19 protein-coding genes are annotated in these 23438 nt (G+C 53.5%); 7 read left to right on the top strand and 12 right to left on the bottom strand.

Annotated features, from left to right (window positions below; genetic code table 11):
- The first annotated feature begins 8 nt into the window (after positions 1-8).
- On the top strand, positions 9-1487 hold the full coding sequence (locus tag VGM55_RS15510; protein WP_331635953.1) for an FGGY-family carbohydrate kinase: 1479 nt from the start codon (positions 9-11) through the stop codon (positions 1485-1487).
- A gap of 45 nt (positions 1488-1532) precedes the next feature.
- Here the strand turns inward: VGM55_RS15510 and queE are convergent, their stop codons facing one another.
- The 7 genes from queE to rlmD all read right to left on the bottom strand — a co-directional run bounded on the left by queE (position 1533) and on the right by rlmD (position 11269).
- The gene (gene queE, locus VGM55_RS15505; RefSeq protein WP_331635952.1) at positions 1533-2204 is read right to left on the bottom strand and encodes a 7-carboxy-7-deazaguanine synthase QueE; all 672 of its coding nucleotides are present in this window, start codon (positions 2202-2204) and stop codon (positions 1533-1535) included.
- 142 nt (positions 2205-2346) lie between these two features.
- Positions 2347-3363 (bottom strand): alcohol dehydrogenase AdhP, encoded by a 1017-nt coding sequence (gene adhP, locus VGM55_RS15500; RefSeq protein WP_154188262.1) that lies wholly within the window; start codon positions 3361-3363, stop codon positions 2347-2349.
- 167 nt (positions 3364-3530) lie between these two features.
- The gene (gene eno, locus VGM55_RS15495; protein WP_016538007.1) at positions 3531-4835 is read right to left on the bottom strand and encodes a phosphopyruvate hydratase; all 1305 of its coding nucleotides are present in this window, start codon (positions 4833-4835) and stop codon (positions 3531-3533) included.
- An 86-nt stretch (positions 4836-4921) separates the two neighbouring features.
- Positions 4922-6559, bottom strand: coding sequence for a glutamine hydrolyzing CTP synthase (pyrG, locus tag VGM55_RS15490; protein ID WP_038479387.1), 1638 nt, complete (start codon positions 6557-6559; stop codon positions 4922-4924).
- Between the two features lie 225 nt (positions 6560-6784).
- Entirely contained in the window at positions 6785-7576 is a 792-nt protein-coding gene (gene mazG, locus VGM55_RS15485) for a nucleoside triphosphate pyrophosphohydrolase (RefSeq protein WP_154188261.1), read from the bottom strand.
- Between the two features lie 99 nt (positions 7577-7675).
- Positions 7676-9904 (bottom strand): GTP diphosphokinase, encoded by a 2229-nt coding sequence (relA, locus tag VGM55_RS15480; protein ID WP_154188260.1) that lies wholly within the window; start codon positions 9902-9904, stop codon positions 7676-7678.
- Positions 9905-9955: 51 nt separating this feature from the next.
- On the bottom strand, positions 9956-11269 hold the full coding sequence (rlmD, locus tag VGM55_RS15475) for a 23S rRNA (uracil(1939)-C(5))-methyltransferase RlmD (RefSeq protein WP_154188259.1): 1314 nt from the start codon (positions 11267-11269) through the stop codon (positions 9956-9958).
- Positions 11270-11330: 61 nt separating this feature from the next.
- Here rlmD and barA point away from each other — a divergent pair, with 61 nt between their 5' ends.
- Positions 11331-14087: a two-component sensor histidine kinase BarA gene (gene barA, locus VGM55_RS15470; protein WP_331635951.1), complete on the top strand. Its 2757-nt coding sequence runs from the start codon at positions 11331-11333 to the stop codon at positions 14085-14087.
- 69 nt (positions 14088-14156) lie between these two features.
- On the opposite strand, the gene VGM55_RS15465 is transcribed toward barA, so the two are convergent.
- Positions 14157-14729, bottom strand: coding sequence for a TetR/AcrR family transcriptional regulator (locus VGM55_RS15465; protein WP_331635950.1), 573 nt, complete (start codon positions 14727-14729; stop codon positions 14157-14159).
- A gap of 176 nt (positions 14730-14905) precedes the next feature.
- Here VGM55_RS15465 and VGM55_RS15460 point away from each other — a divergent pair, with 176 nt between their 5' ends.
- Positions 14906-16033 carry an MBL fold metallo-hydrolase gene (locus VGM55_RS15460; protein WP_154188257.1) on the top strand — a complete coding sequence of 376 codons (1128 nt, stop codon included), beginning with the start codon at positions 14906-14908 and terminating at the stop codon, positions 16031-16033.
- A gap of 42 nt (positions 16034-16075) precedes the next feature.
- Positions 16076-16417, top strand: coding sequence for a helix-turn-helix domain-containing protein (locus VGM55_RS15455; RefSeq protein WP_154188256.1), 342 nt, complete (start codon positions 16076-16078; stop codon positions 16415-16417).
- Between the two features lie 46 nt (positions 16418-16463).
- Here VGM55_RS15455 and VGM55_RS15450 read toward each other — a convergent pair whose 3' ends face one another.
- The 4 genes from VGM55_RS15450 to syd all read right to left on the bottom strand — a co-directional run bounded on the left by VGM55_RS15450 (position 16464) and on the right by syd (position 19235).
- The gene (locus VGM55_RS15450) at positions 16464-16913 is read right to left on the bottom strand and encodes a flavodoxin (protein ID WP_154188331.1); all 450 of its coding nucleotides are present in this window, start codon (positions 16911-16913) and stop codon (positions 16464-16466) included.
- Positions 16914-16930: 17 nt separating this feature from the next.
- Positions 16931-17710, bottom strand: a complete 780-nt coding sequence (gene truC / locus VGM55_RS15445) for a tRNA pseudouridine(65) synthase TruC (RefSeq protein ID WP_331635949.1) — start codon at positions 17708-17710, stop codon at positions 16931-16933.
- Positions 17710-18039 carry a YqcC family protein gene (locus VGM55_RS15440; RefSeq protein WP_154188254.1) on the bottom strand — a complete coding sequence of 110 codons (330 nt, stop codon included), beginning with the start codon at positions 18037-18039 and terminating at the stop codon, positions 17710-17712. The genes truC and VGM55_RS15440 overlap by 1 nt, the downstream gene beginning before the upstream one ends.
- A 650-nt stretch (positions 18040-18689) precedes the next feature.
- Positions 18690-19235 carry a SecY-interacting protein gene (gene syd / locus VGM55_RS15435; RefSeq protein WP_331635948.1) on the bottom strand — a complete coding sequence of 182 codons (546 nt, stop codon included), beginning with the start codon at positions 19233-19235 and terminating at the stop codon, positions 18690-18692.
- Between the two features lie 64 nt (positions 19236-19299).
- Between syd and queF the strand changes: the two genes are divergently transcribed.
- From queF to VGM55_RS15420, 3 genes are all read left to right on the top strand, one after another.
- A complete protein-coding gene (queF, locus tag VGM55_RS15430) occupies positions 19300-20142 on the top strand; it encodes an NADPH-dependent 7-cyano-7-deazaguanine reductase QueF (RefSeq protein ID WP_154188252.1) in 843 nt (280 codons plus the stop codon).
- Between the two features lie 115 nt (positions 20143-20257).
- Entirely contained in the window at positions 20258-21622 is a 1365-nt protein-coding gene (gene ppnN, locus VGM55_RS15425) for a nucleotide 5'-monophosphate nucleosidase PpnN (protein WP_154188251.1), read from the top strand.
- Positions 21623-22085: 463 nt separating this feature from the next.
- Positions 22086-23375: an HAAAP family serine/threonine permease gene (locus VGM55_RS15420; RefSeq protein WP_154188250.1), complete on the top strand. Its 1290-nt coding sequence runs from the start codon at positions 22086-22088 to the stop codon at positions 23373-23375.
- Positions 23376-23438 lie beyond the last annotated feature (63 nt).

Here is a 23438-nt window from a genome sequence, read left to right as displayed (position 1 = left end):
GAAAGGCAATGTCGAAGAAATACATCATTGGGATTGATGGTGGCAGCCAGAGTACAAAAGTCGTTATGTACGATCTGGCAGGCAATATCGTCTGCGAAGGCAAGGGGCAGCTCCAGCCGATGCACACGCCGGACGCAGATACCGCCGAACACCCCGACGACGATCTGTGGGACTCGCTGTGCCGCGCCGGTCAGGATTTGATGAGCAATTTCACGGGAAACAAGAACGCCATCGTCGGGATTGGTCTTGGTTCTATCCGCTGCTGCCGCGCGTTGTTAAAAGCCGATGGCACCCCCGCTGAGCCGCTGATCAGCTGGCAGGATGCTCGCGTCACCCGTCCCTACGAGCACACCAACCCTGATGTCGCCTGGGTCACATCATTCTCGGGGTATCTTTCCCACCGCTTAACCGGCGAGTTTAAAGACAATATCGCCAACTATTTTGGCCAGTGGCCTGTGGATTACAAAACGTGGTCGTGGAGCGACGATGACGACGTGCTGAAGAAATTTAATATTCCGCGCACCATGCTGTTTGATGTTCAGATGCCGGGCACGGTCATCGGTCAACTCACGCAGAAAGCCGCTCAGGCAACGGGGTTCCCGGCTGGGTTACCGGTCGTTTGTACCACCAGCGATAAACCGGTGGAGGCGCTGGGTGCCGGGCTGCTGGATGACGAGACAGCGGTGATTTCCCTCGGCACCTATATCGCGCTGATGATGAACGGCAAAGCGCTGCCAAAAGCGCCGACGGCCTACTGGCCAATTATGTCGTCCATTCCGGAAACGCTGCTGTATGAAGGTTACGGCATTCGTAAGGGGATGTGGACGGTGAGCTGGCTGCGGGACATGCTGGGCGAGTCGCTGATTCAGGACGCGAAAGCGCAAAACCTCTCGCCGGAAGGGCTGCTGAATAAGAAAGCTGCTCTGGTGCCGCCGGGCTGTAATGGCCTGATGACCGTTCTGGACTGGCTGACCAACCCCTGGGAACCGTTCAAACGTGGGATCATGATTGGCTTTGATTCCAGCATGGACTACGCGTGGATTTACCGCTCAATCCTTGAAAGCATCGCGCTGACGCTGAAAAACAATTACGACAATATGTGCAATGAGATGGACCACTTTGCCAAACACGTGATCATCACCGGCGGCGGCTCCAACAGCGACCTGTTTATGCAAATCTTTGCCGACGTATTCAACCTGCCGGTCAGGCGTAACGCCATCAACGGCTGCGCCAGCCTGGGGGCAGCCATCAATACCGCCGTTGGGCTAGGGTTGTACCCGAGCTACGAAGCGGCTGTTGGAAGCATGGTGCGGGTCAAAGACGTGTTTATGCCCGTTGAAAGCAACGCTAAGCGCTATGAGGCATTAAACAAGGGGATCTTCAGGGAGTTAACGCAGCATACTGATGTCATTTTAAAGAAATCGTATCAGGTACTGCACGGCGATTTGGATAACACAGACTCCATTCAAAGTTGGTCCAACGCTTAACAACCCGCTGAACGCCGGGTGCCCTTTCGGCCCCGGCTTAACGCATCAGGCAATATTCAGATACTTGTGCGTCTGCATCGACAGGCGCCAGTTACGCGCCATACAGGTTTCAATACACAGGCGCGTCGCATCGTCTTTTTGGCTGATAGGCTGCAAGGCGATAATACGGCTCTTCTCATCGGCCAGCGTGGCAAGCAGTTCATCCAGCGCTTCAATGTCGCGCATACGCCCTACCGGGTGCTTAATTTCATCCGCACGCTCCAGCGCCTGGGACAGAATGTCGTAACCGCCGCGCATGTTCACCTTCGGGGAAACCGTCACCCAGGTATTCGCGGTACAGCGCACTTCATGGGTGCCACTGGTTTCAATCTGGCAGCTAAAACCGTTTTTCTCCAGCTGCTCGGTAAGCGGCGTGAGATCGTGTACGCACGGCTCACCGCCGGTTATCACCACATGGCGCGCGGTATAGCCCTGACGCCCAATAACCGCCAGGAGATCTTCAGCGCTTGCCGCCCCCCATTTATCGCTTTCTTTGGTTTTTGCCAGGATGCTGAACAGCGACACTTCACGATCGGCGAGCTTATCCCAGGTATGTTTAGTATCGCACCAGGCACAGCCTACCGGGCAACCTTGCAGGCGAATAAAAATGGCCGGCACGCCGGTAAAATAGCCTTCCCCTTGCAGGGTCTGGAACATCTCGTTAATCGGGTACTGCATAATCATCTCGGTCATAGTCACAAAAAGTAATTATCGCAGAACTACCGACTGAGATCATGCTAAAGCGGCTGCGGGACTCAGCAGATGCAGGGAGGGAACCGAATGGTCTACTGGAAGGCCGGGCTTTTCCCGGCCAGAATAATTACTTTTTACGTTTAAAATCAATCACCATACGGCCTTTGATCTTGCCGCTTTCCATTTCATGGAAAATGGTATTGATGTCCTCCAGCGGACGCAGCGTTACCTTCGGCGTCACTTTCCCTTCGGCGGCAAACTGGAATGCTTCGGTGAGATCCTGACGAGTCCCCACCAGCGAGCCCACGACTTCAATACCGTCCAGTACCAGGCGAGGGATATTCAGGCTCATGGATTCCGGCGGCAGACCAACGGCAACAATACGTGCACCCGCGCGTACCGCATCAACGGCAGAGTTAAAGGCTGCTTTGGCTACCGCAGTCACGACCGCAGCATGAGCGCCACCGGTTTTTTCCTGAATGATTTTTGCCGCGTCTTCATTGCGGGAGTTGATCACCAGATCGGCACCGCTCTCTTTGGCAAATTCAAGCTGGGCGTCGTTGACATCAACCGCAATGACTTTGGCGTTAAAGACATTTTTGGCGTACTGCAGCGCGAGGTTGCCGAGGCCGCCTAAACCATAGATAGCAATCCACTGGCCCGGTTTGATATGGGAAACTTTCACCGCTTTGTAGGTCGTTACGCCGGCACAGGTAATGCTGCTGGCTTCCGCGGAAGCCAGGCCATCCGGCACTTTTACCGCATAGTCAGCCACCACAATGCACTCTTCCGCCATCCCGCCATCTACGGTGTAACCCGCGTTGGTCACGCTACGGCACAGGGTTTCGTTACCGGAGTTACAGTATTCGCAATGCCCGCAGCCGCGGAAGAACCAGGCCACGCTTGCACGGTCACCGACCTTCAGAGAGCTGACGCCGGGGCCGATTGCCTTGACGATGCCGATACCTTCATGCCCCAAAGTGGTGCCTGTAACATCACCAAAGTCGCCATTCTTTACGTGTAAATCGGTGTGACAAACACCACAACACTCCATCGTTAATAGCGCCTCTCCGTATTCAAGACCGCGCATAGCTTTATCGATGATTTCAACTGAATGATCCTTGCTAACAACAGCTGCTTTCATGGTTGCCTCCTGGCTTTGATTAAAGACCCTTCCAGACTGAACCGTAGGAAAATCAAGTGCAACCCTTAAAAACCAGTTCTGAGTGATACCGAGAGAAAGTGCTATTTTTTAGCAATAAAAAAACCCGCCGAAGCGGGTTTTTCAACGTCTAAAGCAGCAGTAAGAAATTACTGGCCTTTAACTTCTTTCAGACCGTTGAACGGTGCTGGGGTGCCCTGTGCAGCCAGCGCTTCTTCGATACGAATCAGCTGGTTGTACTTAGCAACACGGTCAGAACGGCTCATAGAACCCGTTTTGATCTGACCTGCAGCGGTACCCACAGCCAGGTCAGCGATGGTAGCATCTTCGGTTTCGCCTGAACGGTGAGAGATAACCGCAGTGTAGCCAGCGTCTTTCGCCATTTTGATCGCAGCCAGCGTTTCGGTCAGAGAACCGATCTGGTTGAATTTGATCAGGATGGAGTTAACGATGCCTTTCTCGATGCCTTCTTTCAGGATCTTGGTGTTGGTTACGAACAGATCGTCACCAACCAGCTGGATTTTGTCACCCAGGACTTTGGTCTGGTATGCGAAACCAGCCCAGTCAGATTCGTCCAGACCGTCTTCGATAGAAACGATTGGGTAATCTTTGGTCAGGTTTTCCAGGAAGTGAGTGAACTCTTCAGAGGTGAACGCTTTGTTGCCTTCGCCAGCCAGAACGTATTTACCGTCTTTGTAGAACTCAGACGCTGCACAGTCCATAGCCAGAGTAACGTCTTTACCCAGCTCGTAACCTGCTGCTTTAACCGCTTCAGCAATAACAGCCAGCGCTTCTGCGTTAGAACCCAGGTTAGGCGCGTAGCCGCCTTCATCACCAACAGCGGTGTTCATGCCTTTGGATTTCAGCACTTTTGCCAGGTTGTGGAACACTTCAGAACCGATACGTACCGCTTCTTTCAGGGTTTTCGCGCCAACAGGCTGAATCATGAATTCCTGAATATCAACGTTGTTATCAGCGTGCTCGCCACCGTTGATGATGTTCATCATTGGCAGAGGCATAGAGTATTTGCCTGGGGTGCCGTTCAGTTCAGCGATGTGAGCGTAAAGCGGCAGGCCTTTAGAGGCAGCAGCAGCCTTAGCAGCAGCCAGAGAAACAGCCAGGATGGCGTTAGCGCCAAACTTGGATTTGTTCTCGGTGCCATCCAGGTCGATCATGATCTTATCGATGTTAGCCTGGTCTTTAGCATCTTTGCCAAGCACAGCTTCAGCGATCGGGCCGTTAACTGCAGCAACAGCTTTCAGTACGCCTTTACCCATGAAACGAGATTTGTCGCCATCGCGCAGTTCCAGAGCTTCACGGGAACCGGTAGAAGCACCTGATGGAGCCGCAGCCAGACCAACGAAACCGCCTTCCAGGTGAACTTCGGCTTCAACAGTCGGGTTACCGCGGGAGTCGATGATTTCACGACCGATCACTTTCACAATTTTGGACATATAGGTTTTCCTCAAGTCACAACGTTAAACTAAAACTCCAGACAAACAACGCGCGAGGATGTCGCGCGTTGCCGTTCTAACTCTGCTTACTTCGCCTGGCGTTTCTGGTACTCACCGGCGGCTTTCACGAAGCCTGCAAACAGTGGGTGCCCGTCACGCGGAGTCGAAGTGAATTCCGGGTGGAACTGGCAGGCAACAAACCACGGATGATTTGGCACCTCAATGATTTCCACCAGTTGGTCATCACCGGAACGACCTGCAACACGTAAACCAGCTGCTTCAATCGGTTTCAACAACATGTTGTTGACTTCATAGCGATGGCGATGGCGTTCAACGATAGTCGGCTCACCGTACATCTGGCGAACCAGACTGCCGTCGGTCAGCTGGCACTGCTGCCCGCCGAGGCGCATGGTGCCGCCCAGATCGCTCTTCTCGGTACGCACTTCAACGTTGCCTTCTTCATCGCGCCACTCGGTGATCAATGCCACCACAGGGTACTTACAGTCTGGCACAAATTCAGTGGAGTTGGCGTTATCCATGCCCGCCACGTTACGGGCGAACTCGATAAGGGCAACCTGCATACCCAGGCAAATACCGAGATATGGGATGTTGTTTTCACGGGCATAGCGCGCGGTGGCAATTTTGCCCTCAACGCCGCGGTAGCCGAAACCGCCAGGGATAAGGATAGCATCCAGACCTTTCAGCAGCTCAACGCCACGGGTTTCAACATCCTGTGAATCAATCAGCTTGATGTTCACGGTCAGACGGTTTTTCAGCCCACCGTGTTTCAACGCTTCAATCACCGATTTATAGGCATCCGGCAGTTCAATGTACTTGCCGACCATACCGATGGTGATTTCGCCCGTTGGGTTGGCTTCTTCGTAGATAACCTGTTCCCATTCTGCCAGATTGGCTTCAGGCGCGTTCAAGCTGAATCGTTTACAAATATAATCGTCCAGCCCCTGTGATTTCAACAGGCCTGGAATTTTATAGATAGAATCGACGTCTTTTAGAGAGATTACCGCTTTCTCCGGGACGTTACAGAACAATGCAATTTTCGCGCGTTCATTGGCCGGTACAACACGGTCAGAACGGCAAATCAGCACGTCTGGCTGGATACCGATGGAGAGCAGTTCTTTTACGGAGTGCTGAGTCGGCTTGGTTTTCACTTCACCGGCTGCGGCCATGTATGGCACCAGCGTCAGATGCATGTAAAGCGTGTGCTCACGGCCCACTTCTACTGCCATCTGGCGAATCGCTTCAAGGAACGGCAGGGATTCGATGTCACCGACGGTGCCGCCGATTTCAACCAGCACCACGTCGTGGCCTTCGCCGCCTTCCAGAATACGTTCTTTAATGGCGTTGGTGATGTGCGGAATAACCTGCACGGTCGCGCCAAGATAGTCACCACGGCGCTCTTTACGCAGAACGTCAGAGTAGATACGGCCGGTGGTGAAGTTGTTACGGCGGCTCATCTTGTTACGGATAAAACGCTCGTAGTGACCCAAATCCAGATCGGTTTCAGCGCCGTCTTCGGTAACGAACACTTCCCCATGTTGAATAGGGCTCATGGTACCCGGATCGACGTTGATGTACGGATCGAGTTTCATGATGGATACGTTGAGGCCACGGGCTTCAAGAATAGCTGCGAGGGAGGCTGCGGCAATGCCTTTACCCAGAGAGGAAACGACCCCGCCGGTCACAAAAATATAGTTCGTTGTCATGCTGAACCTGAGAAGTTAGGTTTAAAGACGATGGAATAACCAGGACGGGAAAGCAGTATACCCGAACAGCATGAGTGCCACAAACATTCATTCTATCCTGCGGATTTTCTCCTGGCCCCACAGTCAGGCTAAGAAAATAGCCCTTCCGTGATAAATGTTTTTGACGCAAATCAATCGCTTGTTAAATAGAAAGTGCCAGAAAGTGCAGCTGGTCTCAAAAACGCTTTAGATATCAGTTTCCTGGCGTTTAACTTCCTGCCAAGCATTTTCCATGATCTCCAGCCCGGCCTGCTCCATAGTCAATCCCTGGGCGGCAACAATGGCTTCGACTTTCCGAAAACGCACTTCAAATTTCCGGTTCGCTTTCTGTAAAGCGACCTCGGCTTTGGTCCCCAGATGGCGAGCCAGATTGACGGTAGCGAACAATAAATCGCCCACCTCTTCTTCCAGTTTGGCTTCATCCACAACGGCCTGTTTTGCTTCAAACATCACTTCGTCGATCTCTTCGTGAACTTTATCCAGCACCGGGCCGAGCGTCGTCCAGTCGAAGCCGACGTTCGAACAACGTTTTTGGATCTTTTGTGCACGCATCAACGCGGGCAGTGCCTCGGGAATATCATCCAGCGCTGAGTGCTGAGCCTTCTGCGCACGCTCTTCAATTTTGATCTGCTCCCACTTCGCCAGCACCTCACCGCTGGTCGCGGCCTCACCGTCGGCGAAAATATGGGGATGGCGGCGCTCAAGCTTGTCGCTAATCGCCCGGCAGATATCCTCAAAGTTAAAGCGCCCTTCTTCCTGCCCCATTTGTGCGTAAAACACCACCTGAAACAACAGATCGCCAAGCTCGCCGCGAAGATCGTCAAAATCTTCGCGATTAATGGCATCCAGCACTTCGTAAGTTTCTTCGAGGGTGTGAGGTGCGATACTGGCGAACGTCTGTTCACGATCCCACGGGCAGCCGTTTTCCGGATCGCGCAGGCGTTGCATGATGCCAAGCAGGCGGTCTATTTGAGTCATTGTAATTCCTTGTTTTTTTACCCTCATCCAGTCCCTCTTCCCAAAAGGAGAGGGACTGGATCGAGTTGAATTATTCTCGTCGAGATGAGGAGCAATGATTTAGCCGTGCAGGCGACGAGCATCAATGATATCCGGCACCTGATTCAGCTTGCCCAGCACCCGGCCAAGCACCTGCAGGTTATAGATCTCAATGTTCATATCGATGGTTGCCAGCTGCTGCTTCGTGTCGCTACGGCTGGCAACGCCGAGCACGTTGACCTTCTCGTTCGCCAGAATGGTTGTGATGTCACGAAGCAGGCCGCTGCGGTCGTTCGCCGTCACGCGTACCACCAGCGAATAACCGCTGGAATAACTTTCGCCCCACACGGCATCCACAATACGTTCCGGCGCATGGGATTGCAGCTCGGCCAGCTGGTCACAGTCCGCTCGGTGAATCGAAATCCCACGTCCCTGCGTGATGAAGCCAACAATTTCATCCCCCGGGATCGGCTGGCAGCAGCGGGCAATGTGGTGCATAAGATTACCCACGCCCTCTACCACAACGCGCCCGTTGTCTTTGCTGCGCGACTGCGGAGCATAAGTTTTCTGCGTCAGCTGGCGCAGCGCGGCGGCATCCTGCTCTTCGGCGCTCGGCTTGTTAAACTGCGCCTGCAGGTAGTTGCTCATTTGGTTAAGACGAATATCACCGCCGCCGATGGCGGCCAGCAGCTCTTCAATTTCGTTGAAGTTGTAGCGCGGCAGCAGGGTCTTCTCCGCCTCTTTCAGGCTAATACCAAGATGTTCAATTTCATCATCAAGGATTTGGCGACCGGCAAGAATATTCTTGTCCCGATCCTGCTTGCGGAACCAGTTATGGATTTTCGCACGCCCGCGGCTGGTGGTGATGTAACCCAGGTTTGGATTCAGCCAGTCGCGGCTCGGGTTTGGCTGTTTCTGGGTAATGACTTCAATCTGATCGCCCATCTGCAGCTGGTAGGTGAACGGCACGATGCGCCCGCCTATCTTGGCTCCAATGCAGCGGTGCCCGACATCGCTATGAATGTGGTAGGCAAAGTCCAGCGGCGTCGAACCTGCGGGCAGATCCACCACGTCACCTTTAGGCGTAAACACATACACGCGATCGTCAAAGACCTGGCTGCGGACTTCGTCGAGCATTTCGCCGGAATCGGACATCTCCTCCTGCCAGGCGATAAGCTTGCGCAGCCAGGCAATGCGGTCTTCATGGCCTGAACTGCCGCTACGTGCATTGCCTTCTTTGTACTTCCAGTGCGCGGCCACGCCCAGCTCGGACTCTTCGTGCATCTGTTTGGTACGGATTTGTATCTCTATGGTTTTGCCGTTCGGACCAAGTACCACGGTGTGAATGGACTGGTAGCCGTTCGGTTTAGGGTTTGCGACATAGTCGTCAAACTCATCCGGCAAATGGCGGAAGTGAGTATGCACTATCCCCAACGCCGCATAGCAATCCTGCAGGCGCTCAGCAACAATACGCACCGCGCGGACGTCAAACAGCTCATCAAACGCGAGGTGTTTTTTCTGCATTTTGCGCCAGATGCTGTAGATGTGTTTTGGTCGGCCATAGACTTCAGCCTTTACGCCCTCTTCTTTCATCGAAGAACGTAATGTGCCGACAAAATCGTCAATGTACTGCTCGCGATCGATACGGCGCTCGTGCAGCAGCTTCGCTATACGCTTGTATTCCTCCGGGTGCAGGTAGCGGAAGCAGTAATCTTCCAGCTCCCACTTGAGCTGACCGATGCCAAGGCGATTCGCCAGCGGTGCATAGATATTGGTACATTCTTTCGCCGCCAGCACGCGCTCATCTTCCGGCGCGTCTTTCACTTCGCGCAGATGAGCGATACGTTCCGCAAGCTTGATGACCACGCAGCGGAAGTCGTCCACCATCGCCAGCAGCATCCGGCGAACGTTATCCACCTGGTCAGAAGAAACAGAGTCGTTATGGGTCGCTTTCAGGTGGCGAATCGCGTCCATGTCGCGCACGCCGTGAATCAGGGTCACCACCTGTTTGCCGACGCTTTCCAGCATCACCTCTTCACTGACGACGCCCGCATCGGCCAGTGGGAACAACAACGCCGCACGCAGCGTGTCATTATCCATACTCAGCATCGAGAGGATTTCCACCATTTCAACGCCGCGCCACAGCAGTAGCTCAGCGTCAGGGTGGCCTTTAGTCTGGCGTTCACAATACGCCCAGGTTTCGGCTAAGCGTTCACATGACTGCTGGTTGGAAATCCCGAGACTTGCAATCCATTTTTCGGGCGCAAATTCGCCAGCTTTGTTGAGATGTGCACTTCTTACCGCAACCATTATCCTCTCCTGTCGGGCTAAAAGTCAGGCAAATGAACCTGATTAGCCGCTTCAATTACGCTCAAAAAGCGCCATAGATTCCAGATGCCCGGTGTGGGGAAACATATCGAGCATTGCCAGTCGCTTAATTTGGTACCCGGCGGCCAGTAACGCTTCGCTGTCACGCGCAAGCGTAGTGGGGTTGCAGGACACGTACACCACGCGACCCGGAGCCAGCGTGATGACATGCTGCATAACGCCCGCCGCCCCGGCACGCGCCGGGTCGAGCAATATTTTAGTAAACCCTTGTTGCGCCCACGGTTGAAGCGTCACATCATCTTCCAGATTTTCATGGAAGAATGTCACGTTTTTCAGCGCATTACGCTGGGCATTATATTCACCTTTCGCCACCAGCGCAGCAACGCCTTCCACGCCAACTACCGCAGCGGCTCGTTTTGCCAACGGCAGGGTAAAATTTCCCATTCCACAGAACAAATCCAGTACCCGGTCTTCTGGCTGCACGTCCAGCCACTCAATCGCCCGGGCCACCATCTGCTGATTAACATCGTCGTTAACCTGGATGAAATCACGTGGGCTAAAGGTTAAGCGTAGCCCGTCTGAGTGATACCAGGGCTGTTCGTTCGAAAGCGAGACCAGGTTGTCGCTGTCCGGCGCCAGGAACACCGCCACCTTAGAGGAATGCGAAAACTGTTCCAGTTTTTGCCGGTCACCCGCGCTGAGCGGCGCCAAATGGCGCAGCACCATAAGAGGCCCGCTGTCTGCCAGGACCAGCTCTACATGCCCAGGACGATCAACGATACTTAATTCAGACAAGCATTCGCGTAAAGGTTCAAGTAATGCTTCAAGCCGGGGCGCCAGTACGGGGCAATGATGGATATCCACCAGCGCTTTGTCGCTCGCCTTGCGAAACCCCATTTGTAAGGTCTGTGTCCGAGGTTGATAATTCAAGCTCAGCCGGGCACGACGGCGATACCCCCATGGTTCGGCAGAGATAATTTCATCGACCAGGCGGGGATGTTCGCGATCGCCCATCATGCGCCCCAGGGCTTTAGCCTTAGCGTCCTGCTGTAACGCCACGCTTACGTGCTGCTGCTGGCAGCCGCCGCAGACGCCAAAATGAGGGCAACGTGGCTTCACGCGTTCCGGGCTGTCGCTTAAACGCCGCTTTACCTCTGCCTGAGCGTAACTACGCTTATCTTCGGTAATGCGGACCTCAACCTGTTCGCCAGGTAATGCGCCGCGAATAAAAAGCGCCTTGCCCTTGTGGCGTGCAACGCCCTGACCGAACGGGTCAAGATCGTTTACCGTCACGGTTAGTAATTCACGATTCGTATCGCGTCGCTTTGCAGAGTAGAATTGCGCCATGATGTAAGTCGATGTGTTCTCAAATGTCACTGTTGCTTTTATTGTCCCATATCGGAACCCCATGACCAACTACAGCCTGCGCGCACGTATGATGATCCTGATTCTGGCCCCGACGCTTCTGGTCGGTTTGTTGCTCAGCATCTTTTTCGTTGTTCACCGTTACAATGACTTACAGCGTCAACTGGAAGATGCAGGCGCCAGTATTATCGAGCCGCTGGCGGTTTCCAGTGAGTATGGGATGAACTTCCATAGCCGGGAGTCTATTCGCCAGTTAGTCAGCGTACTCCACCGCCGACATTCAGATATCGTTCGCGGCATTTCTATTTACGATGACGCTAACAAGCTATTCGTGACGTCTAACTTTCAACATAACGACACCCGCCTGAGGCTGCCCGAAGGGGAAAAACCGCCGACCGATCTCACCGTTAGCCGCGTTGGCGACTTGATGATCCTGCGGATGCCTATCGTTTCCGAAAGATATTCGCCGGATGAGTCCGCTGAAAGCAATGCCAAGCTGAGCAGTAGCACGCTTGGCTATGTCGCCATGGAGCTGGATCTTAAATCGGTTCGGCTTCAGCAATACCGCGAGATATTTATTTCCACGCTGATGATGCTGTTCTGCATCGGTATTGCGATGCTCTTTGCCTACCGCCTGATGCGCGACGTTACCGGCCCGATTCGTAATATGGTGAATACCGTCGACCGCATCCGCCGCGGGCAGCTGGATAGCCGGGTTGAAGGGTTTATGCTGGGCGAACTGGATATGCTAAAAAATGGCATTAACTCAATGGCCATGTCGTTAACCGCCTATCACGAAGAGATGCAGCACAACGTTGACCAGGCGACATCTGACCTACGTGAAACCCTGGAGCAGATGGAAATCCAGAACGTAGAGCTGGATCTCGCCAAAAAGCGAGCCCAGGAAGCCGCACGCATTAAATCCGAATTTCTGGCAAACATGTCCCATGAGCTGCGTACGCCGCTTAACGGGGTTATCGGCTTCACCCGTCTGACGCTAAAAACGGACTTGAATCCCACCCAGCGCGACCACCTCTATACGATTGAACGTTCGGCCAATAACTTACTCACTATCATTAACGACGTGCTGGACTTTTCTAAGCTGGAAGCGGGCAAGCTGATGCTGGAATCCATTCCGTTCCCGCTGCGCAACACGCTGGATGAAGTGGTGACGTTGCTGGCACATTCCGCCCACGACAAGGGCCTTGAGCTGACGCTAAACATCAAAAATGACGTGCCGGACAACGTGATTGGCGACCCTCTGCGCCTGCAGCAGGTCGTCACCAATCTGGTGGGCAACGCGATTAAATTTACCGAAACCGGCAATATCGATCTGCTGGTGGAAAAGCGCGCGGAAGGGAACAACAAAGTTCAGATTGAAATGCAGATCCACGATACCGGGATCGGCATTCCTGAACAGGAGCAGTCGCGCCTTTTCCAGGCTTTCCGTCAGGCAGATGCCAGTATCTCGCGTCGCCACGGCGGTACGGGCCTGGGGCTGGTTATCACCCAGAAGCTGGTGAATGAGATGGGCGGCGATATATCCTTCCACAGTAAACCCAATCGTGGCTCCACCTTCTGGTTCCATATCAGTCTCGATCTTAACACAAACGCCGTACACGACAGGCAGGCGCTGGACAAACTCGCAGGCAAACGTCTTGGTTACGTGGAGCCTAACGTCACCGCAGCACAAAGCACGCTGAGCCTGCTGCAAAACACCCCGCTGAACGTGGTACATAGCCCGTCGCTGTCCGGGTTAGCTGACGAGCATTTTGATATCCTGCTGTGCGGCATTCCCGTCACCTTTACGGAAACACTCACGCTCGCAAACCCGAAGCTTGCAAAAGCGGTCACCATGGCCGACAGCCTGATTCTGGCACTCCCCTGCCATACCCAGGTGGGTGCGGAAGAGCTCAAACGCCAGGGCGTGGCGGGCTGCCTGCTAAAACCTATAACCTCTACGCGCCTTTTCCCGATGCTGCTTGAAAGCTGCCCGAAGGCTAACCTTACTCTGCCGTTTATTGAGCACAGCGATAAACTTCCGATGGCGGTTATGGCGGTGGATGATAACCCGGCAAACCTGAAACTGATTGGTGCCTTACTGGAAGATCGCGTCCAGCAGGTCGTGCTGTGCGAAAGCGGAGCCCAGGCGCTGGAACGCGCCAGGCAGATGAACATCGATATTATTTTGATGGATATCCAGATGCCGGAAATGGACGGCATTCGAGCCTGCGAGATGATTCGCCAGCTGCCGCATCACCAGCAAACCCCGGTGATTGCCGTAACCGCTCACGCCCTGGCCGGGCAAAAAGAGAAACTCATGAGTGCCGGCATGAACGATTACCTCGCCAAACCGATCGAAGAGGAAAAACTGCATCGCCTGTTGATGCGCTACCATCCGGGAAACATAAGTCCCCTACCGGTGCCGCAGGAAGAACCTACGCCGCCTGCCATTAGCATCAATCAGACGCTGGACTGGAACCTTGCCCTGCGTCAGGCCGCTAACAAGGCCAATCTGGCGCGCGAGATGCTTGAAATGCTGCTGGAATTTCTGCCCGAAGTGAGAAACGTCCTCGAAGAACAACTCGTCGGCGACCAGCCGGAAGGCCTGGTCGATATCGTCCATAAGCTGCACGGCAGCTGTAGCTACAGCGGCGTTCCGCGAATGAAAAAGCTCTGCCAGACGCTGGAACACGGCCTGCGTAACGGCGTAGCGCCTGAAGAGCTGGAGCCAGAAATTCTGGAACTGCTGGACGAGATGGATAACGTTGCACGCGAGGCGAAAAAGTACCAGATCTGAACGCAGACTTTCAGGCAAAGAGGGAAGAGCTTACTCCCTCTTTTTTCATCTATATCAATATGCTGTGGCTTAGCCTTTGGTCATACCGCGCCACATAACGTCAAAGCCTGCAGACTTGTACTCTTCCCTGCGCGAGGGCTCACGCCCGGCGAATTCCATGGTGGTTTCGGCAAGCCCGAAGAAAATGGCATCGGCAAAAGCCGATTCAACACCGGTCAATGCCTCGTTGGTGACGCACTCTTTCGACAAATCTCGTAGATCAGGATAGGCCTGGTAAACCTGCTCAAGCGTTTCAGGCGTGATCTTGCCGGAAACGGCCAGCTGGCGCATCGCTTTGCGGGCATTCACTTTCACCAATCCCCAGTCGATATAATTTCCCCACACCGTCCTTGAGCGCTCTTTACTTGGTGCATGCCGGTCATAAGTCTTCATCAGCTCGCTGCCGAGGTCTTGCTTATGATGAAGATAAACTGCATTCAGCAACTCGTCTTTAGTCGGGAAATAGCGGAACAGCGTCCCTTCGGCCACGCCCGCCTTTCTGGCAATTAAAGACGTCGCCGCCCCCAGCCCCAGCTCCGCTATCGCGTCGGTAGCCGCATCGAGTAATGCTAATCGTTTATCTTCACTTTTTGGACGAGCCACGGTTCCTCACAAGCCAGTTATCTGTATGAATAGGGGTTTCAGCCACCGCAAGATCGCGGAAAGCGATGATCTGTATCATACCGTAAATTTTGTTGACGGTTGATCTTACCTGCCTATAATGAGTGTTTACTCACTCAATAGCAATATTACCCTTATATTTATCAAGAGAACCCCTTATGGCTGCCGTGCATTCTGGCCAGCGTTCGTTAACCCTAAAATTCATGGTCGTGATTATGTTATTAGGCCTTACTGCCGCTAGCGCTTCGCTGTTCCCGATGACTGAATTCGGCAAATTGCCAGAGGGAAATCGCCTCGAACGCATCCAGCAATCACCTCAGTACCGCGACGGCAAGTTTCACAATCAGCAAGATACCCCAATGATGACCGACAAACGCGGTCGGATAGCGGCGCTGTGGGATTTCTTCTTCTCCCGCCCGGATACGGTAAAACCGACTCACCCTCTGCCACTGGTCAAAACCGACCTGGCTACACTGGATATGCAGCACGATCTTGTGGTGTGGCTTGGGCATTCATCCTGGTTTATCCAGCTCGGCGGCAAACGCATTCTGGTAGACCCGGTGTTCAGCCATTATGCCGCCCCTTTTGCCTTTCTGAATAAGGCGTTTGCTGGAGAATACCCGTGGCGAGCAGAGGACATGCCGGAAATAGACACCCTGATTATCTCTCACGATCACTGGGATCATCTGGACTACCCGACGCTACGGGCCCTGAAACCAAAGATTAAGCAGATCGTCACGCCACTGGGGGTGGGGGCACATTTTGAAGCCTGGGGTTTCGAGCCCGCGATTATCCACGAGCTCGACTGGCAGGAAAAAGTAGCCATTGATAATGAGCTGACGGTCCACGCCCTTCCAGCGCGTCACTTTTCTGGCCGCGGTTTGACCGGCAATAAAACGTTGTGGGCGAGCTTTATGCTGGTCACGCCGCAGCGGAAGGTCTACTACAGCGGCGACACCGGCTACGGCCCGCATTTTAAGCAGATTGGCGAGCAGTTTAGCGATATCGACCTCGCGATTATGGAAAACGGCCAGTACGACGAGGGCTGGAAATATATTCACATGATGCCGGAAGAGGCCGCGCAGGCAACGGAGGAGCTTGGGGCCAAAACCATGGTCCCGGGACATGCAGGCCGCTTCGCACTGGCAAACCATAGCTGGGATGAACCCTTCCGCCGCATTGCCACGGCCAGCGCTGGCCGCAGCTACCATCTGTTAACGCCAGAAATGGGGCAGATACTGGAAGTCAGCAAACCCCACCAGGCCTTCGACTCCTGGTGGGAATAGAACTCTCAATAATCGAACGAGCAAGATGTAGAAGGAGGTGATATGTCCATGCCTAAAGATTTTATGGAATCTCTGCTTGAATGGGTCGACGGCAATATGCAGCGCCCGCTGCGTATTGAAGAAGTCGCAAGGCAGTCCGGCTACTCGAAGTGGTACTTACAGCGGATGTTCTCTGACTGGGCGGGAAAAAGCCTCGGCGCCTACATTCGCGAACGAAAGCTGCAGCTGGCGGCGGAAGATCTGAAGAATACCGAGGATAAGATCCTCGATATCTCGGTACGCTACGGTTTTGATTCACAGCAATCCTTTACCCGCACGTTTGGGAAGCGGTTTAATACCTCCCCCGGCGCCTATCGCCGCGATCACGAACAACCGCTAAACTAAGACGCTTTCAGGGCGGGTAAGCCTCGCTTTTCCCGCCCTGTTTAACTCATTTCAGTAAAGTTGCCCACTGCTCAACCCACGGGCCGGAAACCACTTCAGGCTCAGGATGGTCGTTAGCGTCAATCGTCAGCACGTCTGCAATGCGAGTCGCGCTCTGTTCCTGGAGCAAAGCGTCAAACTGCTTACCGCCGCCGCAGAAACGATCGTAGTTACTGTCGCCAAGGGCAATCAGCCCGTAATGCAGCTCAGGCTGGTAGCCGAGTTGATCTTTGATGCTCTGGAACAGAGGCATAATGCTATCTGGCAGATCGCCCTGCCCGGTCGTGGAGGTCACTACCAGCGCATAATGGTTGCGATAATACTGCCAGTCCGCCAGTTCAGGATCTTCAAACACTTTCGCCTGATGGCCGTGTTTTTTAAGAATGGTTTCGGCTTCTTCCGCCACTAACAGCGCGTTGCCATACATCGTGCCTACAAAAATGCCCACTTCGGCCATCGGTAACTCCTTAAGAATTAGAGACAAGGCTTATCCTGGCGACTCGCCGGGTCAAACTCAATATCTTCAACATCCGGCAACTGGCCACGCCAGCCAAATTTTGTCAGCATTTGCATCCAGGTGTCATCCAGGCCCGCGCTTAGCGTCAGCGGTTCTCCGGTGACAGGGTGGCTAAGAGAAAGCTGGCTGGCGTGCAGCATCAATCGCTGGCAGCCAAAATGCTCTGCAGCACCGCGATTTTGACGCAGATCGCCATGCTTTGAATCCCCAATAATCGGGTGACGCAGATGTGAAAGGTGGCGGCGAAGCTGGTGCTTGCGCCCAGTTTTTGGCTCAAGTTCCACCAGGCTGTAGCGTGCGGAGGGATAGCGTCCCACCGCCACCGGCATTTCTACCGTTGCCAGCCCTCGATAGTGCGTTACCGCAGGCTGAGGCCCTTTGTCCTGGTCGCTAAACTTATCGGCGATTTTATCCAGCTCTTCAACCAACGGATAGTCCAGCACGGCTTCGTCCTGCAGCCAGCCACGCACGACAGCATGATAGCGTTTCTGCATCTGGTGCTGCTCAAACTGCTGCGATAACAAGCGGCCTACTTCGCTGGATAGCCCCATTAGCAGCACGCCGGAAGTCGGCCTGTCGAGACGGTGAACGGTAAAAACATGCTTGCCAATCTGGTCACGAACGGTTTGCATCACCACAACTTTTTCATGCCTGTCCAGCCAGCTGCGATGCACAAGCCAGCCGGAAGGTTTGTTCACGGCAACCAGCCACTCATCCTGGTAAATAATCTCCAGCATTAGCCCTTTTCCGCGTCAAACAGTGCATCCAGTTCAACTAATGCGGCAAGAAGAGGTTCACGCGCGGCATGTGTCGCGTCCAGCGCCATTTCATAATACGGCGCAACGGCAAAGGCCTCAGGCAGCGGGTGTTGGCTGTCCAGCAGAGCATGCATACGAGGGATCAATACCCATTGCAGCCATTCATGGGGTTGCAGCGTATCCATACAAAAAGGCTGCGAGCTTTCAAATGCAGCCGAATCGGGAGGCAGGCCCTGCCAGAGGGAGTGATCGCGCAGGATCTGCTCAAGGGTGAGTAAATGGCGGCGAACCAGCGTCTGGCGCTCCATGAAAACCTCGTGATTCAGTGAAAAATAGCGGTACAGGATAGCACTTCTTGTCAGCGCGGGAAAAAGGCATAAAAAAAGGGAGCACTGTATAAACAGTGCTCCCGGTTCGTTTCGCAGCTAATCCGGCTACTTTTCGTGCTCCCTGCTCGTCCGTGACAACTTTGTCCTCTGGTCTCCTGACCAACGATCCATCGCCAGCGCTTCCTGCAACCTTCATCCTGATGGTGTCCTGCATCATCCTGACGCTAAGTCCTTGAGTCTTCCTGACCCACCGTACTCCTGTTACGGCTCTCGTTCTCCATCCTGGAGGTGTCCATTACTCTTCCTGAGTTATCCCTGCTTCATCTATGAAGCCTTCCTTGTACGCCATCCCGGCGGGTTCCTTTCGTCATGAAGCGACATCATCCTGATATCCCCTTCATTACGTCGACCTCCTGTCGATGAATATAGAATCCTCTATTTGGCCGCTTGTGACAAGGCATGCAGCGGGCAAACGCATAAAAACTTTCATTCGGAACTTTCCTAAAACAATTACAACACATTGTTTAATATGGACATCTACAAATGAGAGTCGCTTTCATCTGCCGCTAAATGTAGCGATCTCTCACAGTGCGTGTAAGAGATCTCTCACAAAACTTTGGGGGAAATGGCTAAATAACCTGAGGCGTTAAGGTCGTCAGAAAATGAGGAAGTGAAGCAGAGAGCACGGTACGCTGCGGGGTGCCGATTCTTTCAAGCACCACCTCCCCTGTCAAGTTGCACAGCGAAACAACGTCCATTTCATCATCCGTTGTCGCTAAAAAGAGTGTAGGTGATAGCTTCAGTCGCTTTTGCGTCACCAGGTGGCCAATGAGATTTTCCTGTACGCGCTGAAAATCATCTTCACTCCACGCCTGCAGCAAAGTTAGCGAAATGCTACCGTGAACAGCGGGCATATCGCCGGCAAATTGCGTGGTATAGAACGCATGGATCCCCGGCTGAAGCGCAATATCCAGCGCCCGTTCAACGGCACTCAAATCTGCCGCCGGAGAGAAAGGTTGAGGCTGCCAGCGCACATCGCCGCCCGTGGTGGTAACAATACAAGGCGATGGAATGCCATAGAGCGCTTCGCTGGCAGGCCAGCCTCCCGTATCCTGCTGCCACAATTCGCAAAAACGGCGGGTAAACCCTTCCAGGGCAACACTGACTTCGTTCATTAATTTCTCACTCGCGTAGGCTGGGGTACAATAAAAGCCAATTGTACCTTTATCTCGGTGAAACATGTCCTACGAAAATCACCAGGCTCTGAGTGGCCTGACGCTGGGTAAGCCAACCGCTTATCAGGATCAATACCAGCCATCGCTGCTGCAGGCCGTGCCGCGCAGCCTCAATCGTGACCCGCTTGGCCTCCATGCCGACAGCCTGCCGTTCAGCGGCGGCGACATCTGGACGCTATATGAGCTCTCATGGCTGAACAACAATGGCCTGCCTCAGGTTGCCGTTGGCCATGTGCAGCTGGATGCCAACAGCGTCAATTTGGTGGAGTCAAAAAGCTTCAAGCTTTACCTGAACAGCTTTAACCAGACGCGTTTCGCCGACTGGGAAACCGTGCAGGAAACCCTAAAACGTGATTTAAGCGCCTGCGCCGAAGGCGACGTCAGCGTTGTGCTTTTCCGCCTACATGAACTGGAAGGCCAGGAAATTGCGGCCTTCAGCGGCGAATGCATCGATGAACAGAACATCACCATCGACAGCTATGAATTCAACGCTGATTACCTGGAACATGCCGCAGGCGATCAAATCGTGGAAGAGACGCTGGTCAGCCACCTGCTGAAGTCCAACTGCCTGATTACCCATCAGCCGGACTGGGGTTCCGTGCAAATTCGCTATCGCGGCCCGAAAATCGATCGTGAAAAGCTGCTTCGCTATCTGGTTTCCTTCCGCCATCACAACGAGTTTCACGAGCAGTGCGTGGAGCGCATCTTTAATGACCTGCAGCGCTTCTGCCAACCGCAGACGCTCAGCGTCTATGCGCGCTATACGCGTCGTGGCGGCCTGGACATTAACCCTTGGCGCACCAATACCGATTTCCATCCCGCTTTTGGCCGCCTGGTTCGTCAATAAGTGCGAAATAGCTCCCAGCACCAAAAGTGAATACGGTTTACGGGTTGTTAAAGTGAACAAGCCAGGGCTATTGTAATCTGTGAGAACGGCACTTTTCGTTCCGTAAGGAGTTCACTTGATTACACATATTAGCCCGCTTGGCTCAATGGATATGTTGTCGCAGCTGGAAGTCGATATGCTTAAACGCACCGCCAGCAGCGACCTTTACCAACTGTTTCGTAACTGCTCACTGGCGGTCCTTAATTCCGGCAGTCAAACTGACAGCAGCAAAGAGCTACTGTCCCGCTATCAGAACTTTGACATCAATGTGTTACGTCGTGAACGTGGCGTAAAACTCGAACTGATTAATCCCCCTGAAGACGCCTTTGTCGACGGTCGCATCATTCGCGCGCTGCAGGCTAACCTGTTTGCCGTGCTACGCGATATTCTGTTTGTTAACGGCCAAATCGCTAACGCAGGCCGTTTCCAGCACTTAAATAAAGAAAACTCCATTCATATCACAAATATGGTGTTTTCTATTTTGCGAAATGCCCGTGCGCTGCACGTCGGTGAAGCGCCGAACCTGGTGGTTTGCTGGGGCGGCCATTCCATTAACGAAAATGAATACCTTTATGCTCGCCGCGTGGGCACTCAGCTTGGCCTGCGTGAGCTGAACATCTGTACCGGCTGTGGGCCAGGTGCGATGGAAGCCCCGATGAAAGGCGCCGCCGTTGGACACGCGCAGCAGCGCTACAAAGAGGGGCGTTTTATTGGCCTGACAGAACCCTCGATCATCGCCGCAGAGCCACCGAATCCGCTGGTCAACGAGCTGATCATCATGCCGGATATTGAAAAACGGCTTGAGGCATTTGTTCGCATTGCCCACGGCATCATTATCTTCCCTGGCGGCGTCGGCACCGCAGAAGAGTTGCTGTATCTGCTCGGCATCCTGATGAATCCGCACAACCACGATCAGGTTCTGCCGCTGATTCTGACCGGGCCGAAAGAAAGCGCCGACTACTTCCGCGTGCTGGATGAGTTTATCGTTAATACCCTGGGTGAGCAGGCGCGTCGTCACTATAAAATCATCATCGACGACGCGGCTGAAGTTGCACGCGTGATGAAAAAAGCCATGCCTCAGGTAAAAGAGAACCGCCGAGAAACCGGCGATGCTTACGGCTTTAACTGGTCGATTCGCATTTCGCCCGATCTGCAAATGCCGTTTGAACCGACTCACGAAAACATGGCTAACCTGCAGCTCTATCCGGATCAGCCTGCGGAAAAACTGGCGGCGTCACTGCGTCGGGCCTTCTCTGGCATTGTTGCGGGTAACGTTAAGGAGCCAGGCATTCACGCTATCGAGAAATACGGTCCGTACAAACTCCACGGAGACCCGGAGATGATGAAGCGCATGGACGTTCTGCTGCAGGGCTTTGTTGCTCAGCACCGCATGAAACTTCCCGGCAGCGCCTATATCCCCTGTTACGAAATTGTTCGCTAATCTTCCTGGGCGGCCATGCGTCGCCCTTATTTTTATCCCTTCCCAACGCCATTTAATCGATTGCGTTCACACTTAAACCCGCAAACATCACGTCCAGACATAAATATTCATCGAAAAATGCTGTTTTTGGCACTTTTTATGGTTAAACCCGAGCTATTTTCTCAGGTTTAATTTATTGCATCATCCGCAAGTGATAGGCTTTGCGCCCATAAATTTTACGATGATATCGATGAACAGATTGTTATGCGGAATTGTCTCGCCAATTACGTAGATTATCGCATTTGGGATCGCGATCACTGATACATAGACGGCATGAATGTATCTTTCCGCCCGCCGATAGTTACGGGACACAACTACTACAAAAATGCCCTCGGCCAGAATTTAGTTTCAGCAGTTAGGCCCCTGACGTCGTCTTAACTGCAAATTTTTCAACATTGCACGAAACATTCCTTTGGAGATGTAAATGGAAACCACTCAAACCGGCAGTATTGTCTCTGCTGAGAAAAAAGGCGCATGGCGCAAGACCGACACCATGTGGATGCTGGGCCTGTACGGCACGGCTATTGGTGCAGGCGTCCTGTTCCTGCCGATCAACGCCGGCGTTGGGGGCCTGATCCCGCTGTTCATTATGGCGATTCTGGCTTTCCCAATGACCTTCTTCGCACACCGCGGTATGACCCGCTTCGTGCTGTCCGGTAAAAACCCGGGCGAAGACATCACCGAAGTTGTAGAAGAACACTTTGGTACTGGCGCAGGTAAGCTGATTACCCTGCTGTACTTCTTCGCTATCTACCCAATCCTTCTGGTTTACAGCGTGGCAATCACCAATACTGTAGACAGCTTCATCACACACCAGCTGGGTATGACGTCTCCACCACGTGCGATTCTTTCTCTGATCCTGATTGTCGGCATGATGACCATCGTGCGCTTCGGTGAGCAGATGATCGTGAAGGCGATGAGCATTCTGGTATTCCCGTTTGTTGCGGCTCTGATGGTTCTGGCGCTGTATCTGATTCCTAACTGGAGCGGTGCGGCATTTGAAACGCTGTCCTTCAGCGCAACGCCGGCAACCGGCAGCGGCCTGTGGATGACCCTGTGGCTGGCTATTCCGGTGATGGTGTTCTCCTTCAACCACTCCCCGATCATCTCCTCCTTCGCGGTAGCGAAGCGTGAAGAGTACGGCGAAGGCGCCGAGAAAAAATGCTCCAGCATTCTGGCCCGTGCACACATCATGATGGTGCTGACCGTCATGTTCTTCGTCTTCAGCTGTGTGCTCAGCCTGAGCCCGGCTGACCTGGCGGCGGCAAAAGCGCAGAACATTTCTATCCTGTCTTACCTGGCTAACCACTTTAACGCACCGGTTATCGCCTGGATGGCGCCAATCATTGCGATGATTGCCATCACCAAATCCTTCCTCGGCCACTACCTGGGCGCACGTGAAGGCTTCAACGGTATGGTTATCAAATCTCTGCGCGGCAAAGGCAAGAGCATTGAAATCGGCAAACTGAACAAAATCACCGCGCTGTTCATGCTGGTGACGACCTGGGCTGTGGCGACGCTGAACCCAAGCATCCTGGGTATGATTGAAACTCTGGGCGGCCCGGTTATCGCGATGATCCTGTTCCTGATGCCGATGTATGCGATTCAGAAAGTCCCGGCAATGCGTAAATACAGCGGCCACATCAGCAACGTCTTCGTTGTGATTATGGGTCTGATTGCTATCTCCGCTATCTTCTACTCGCTGTTCAGCTAAGCATTTTAAAGCCGCCCGCTCGGGCGGCTTTCTCCTCTCAAGTCACTTACGCAGGGAAATCTT

It is taken from the genome of Cedecea sp. (genome assembly GCF_036500665.1).
Taxonomy (GTDB): domain Bacteria; phylum Pseudomonadota; class Gammaproteobacteria; order Enterobacterales; family Enterobacteriaceae; genus Cedecea.
This window is presented reverse-complemented; position numbering and strand designations above follow the sequence as displayed.

What these genes read in the sequence shown, in the direction of transcription:
- adhP (WP_154188262.1), bottom strand. Translation starts at nt 3,363, where the DNA reads ATGAAAGCAGCTGTTGTTAGCAAGGATCATTCAGTTGAAATCATCGAT.
- barA (WP_331635951.1), top strand. Translation starts at nt 11,331, where the DNA reads ATGACCAACTACAGCCTGCGCGCACGTATGATGATCCTGATTCTGGCC.
- mazG (WP_154188261.1), bottom strand. Translation starts at nt 7,576, where the DNA reads ATGACTCAAATAGACCGCCTGCTTGGCATCATGCAACGCCTGCGCGAT.
- eno (WP_016538007.1), bottom strand. Translation starts at nt 4,835, where the DNA reads ATGTCCAAAATTGTGAAAGTGATCGGTCGTGAAATCATCGACTCCCGC.
- queE (WP_331635952.1), bottom strand. Translation starts at nt 2,204, where the DNA reads ATGCAGTACCCGATTAACGAGATGTTCCAGACCCTGCAAGGGGAAGGC.
- VGM55_RS15440 (WP_154188254.1), bottom strand. Translation starts at nt 18,039, where the DNA reads ATGGAGCGCCAGACGCTGGTTCGCCGCCATTTACTCACCCTTGAGCAG.
- syd (WP_331635948.1), bottom strand. Translation starts at nt 19,235, where the DNA reads ATGAACGAAGTCAGTGTTGCCCTGGAAGGGTTTACCCGCCGTTTTTGC.
- VGM55_RS15460 (WP_154188257.1), top strand. Translation starts at nt 14,906, where the DNA reads ATGGCTGCCGTGCATTCTGGCCAGCGTTCGTTAACCCTAAAATTCATG.
- relA (WP_154188260.1), bottom strand. Translation starts at nt 9,904, where the DNA reads ATGGTTGCGGTAAGAAGTGCACATCTCAACAAAGCTGGCGAATTTGCG.
- VGM55_RS15455 (WP_154188256.1), top strand. Translation starts at nt 16,076, where the DNA reads ATGTCCATGCCTAAAGATTTTATGGAATCTCTGCTTGAATGGGTCGAC.
- pyrG (WP_038479387.1), bottom strand. Translation starts at nt 6,559, where the DNA reads ATGACAACGAACTATATTTTTGTGACCGGCGGGGTCGTTTCCTCTCTG.
- truC (WP_331635949.1), bottom strand. Translation starts at nt 17,710, where the DNA reads ATGCTGGAGATTATTTACCAGGATGAGTGGCTGGTTGCCGTGAACAAA.
- VGM55_RS15420 (WP_154188250.1), top strand. Translation starts at nt 22,086, where the DNA reads ATGGAAACCACTCAAACCGGCAGTATTGTCTCTGCTGAGAAAAAAGGC.
- VGM55_RS15510 (WP_331635953.1), top strand. Translation starts at nt 9, where the DNA reads ATGTCGAAGAAATACATCATTGGGATTGATGGTGGCAGCCAGAGTACA.
- VGM55_RS15450 (WP_154188331.1), bottom strand. Translation starts at nt 16,913, where the DNA reads ATGGCCGAAGTGGGCATTTTTGTAGGCACGATGTATGGCAACGCGCTG.
- queF (WP_154188252.1), top strand. Translation starts at nt 19,300, where the DNA reads ATGTCCTACGAAAATCACCAGGCTCTGAGTGGCCTGACGCTGGGTAAG.
- rlmD (WP_154188259.1), bottom strand. Translation starts at nt 11,269, where the DNA reads ATGGCGCAATTCTACTCTGCAAAGCGACGCGATACGAATCGTGAATTA.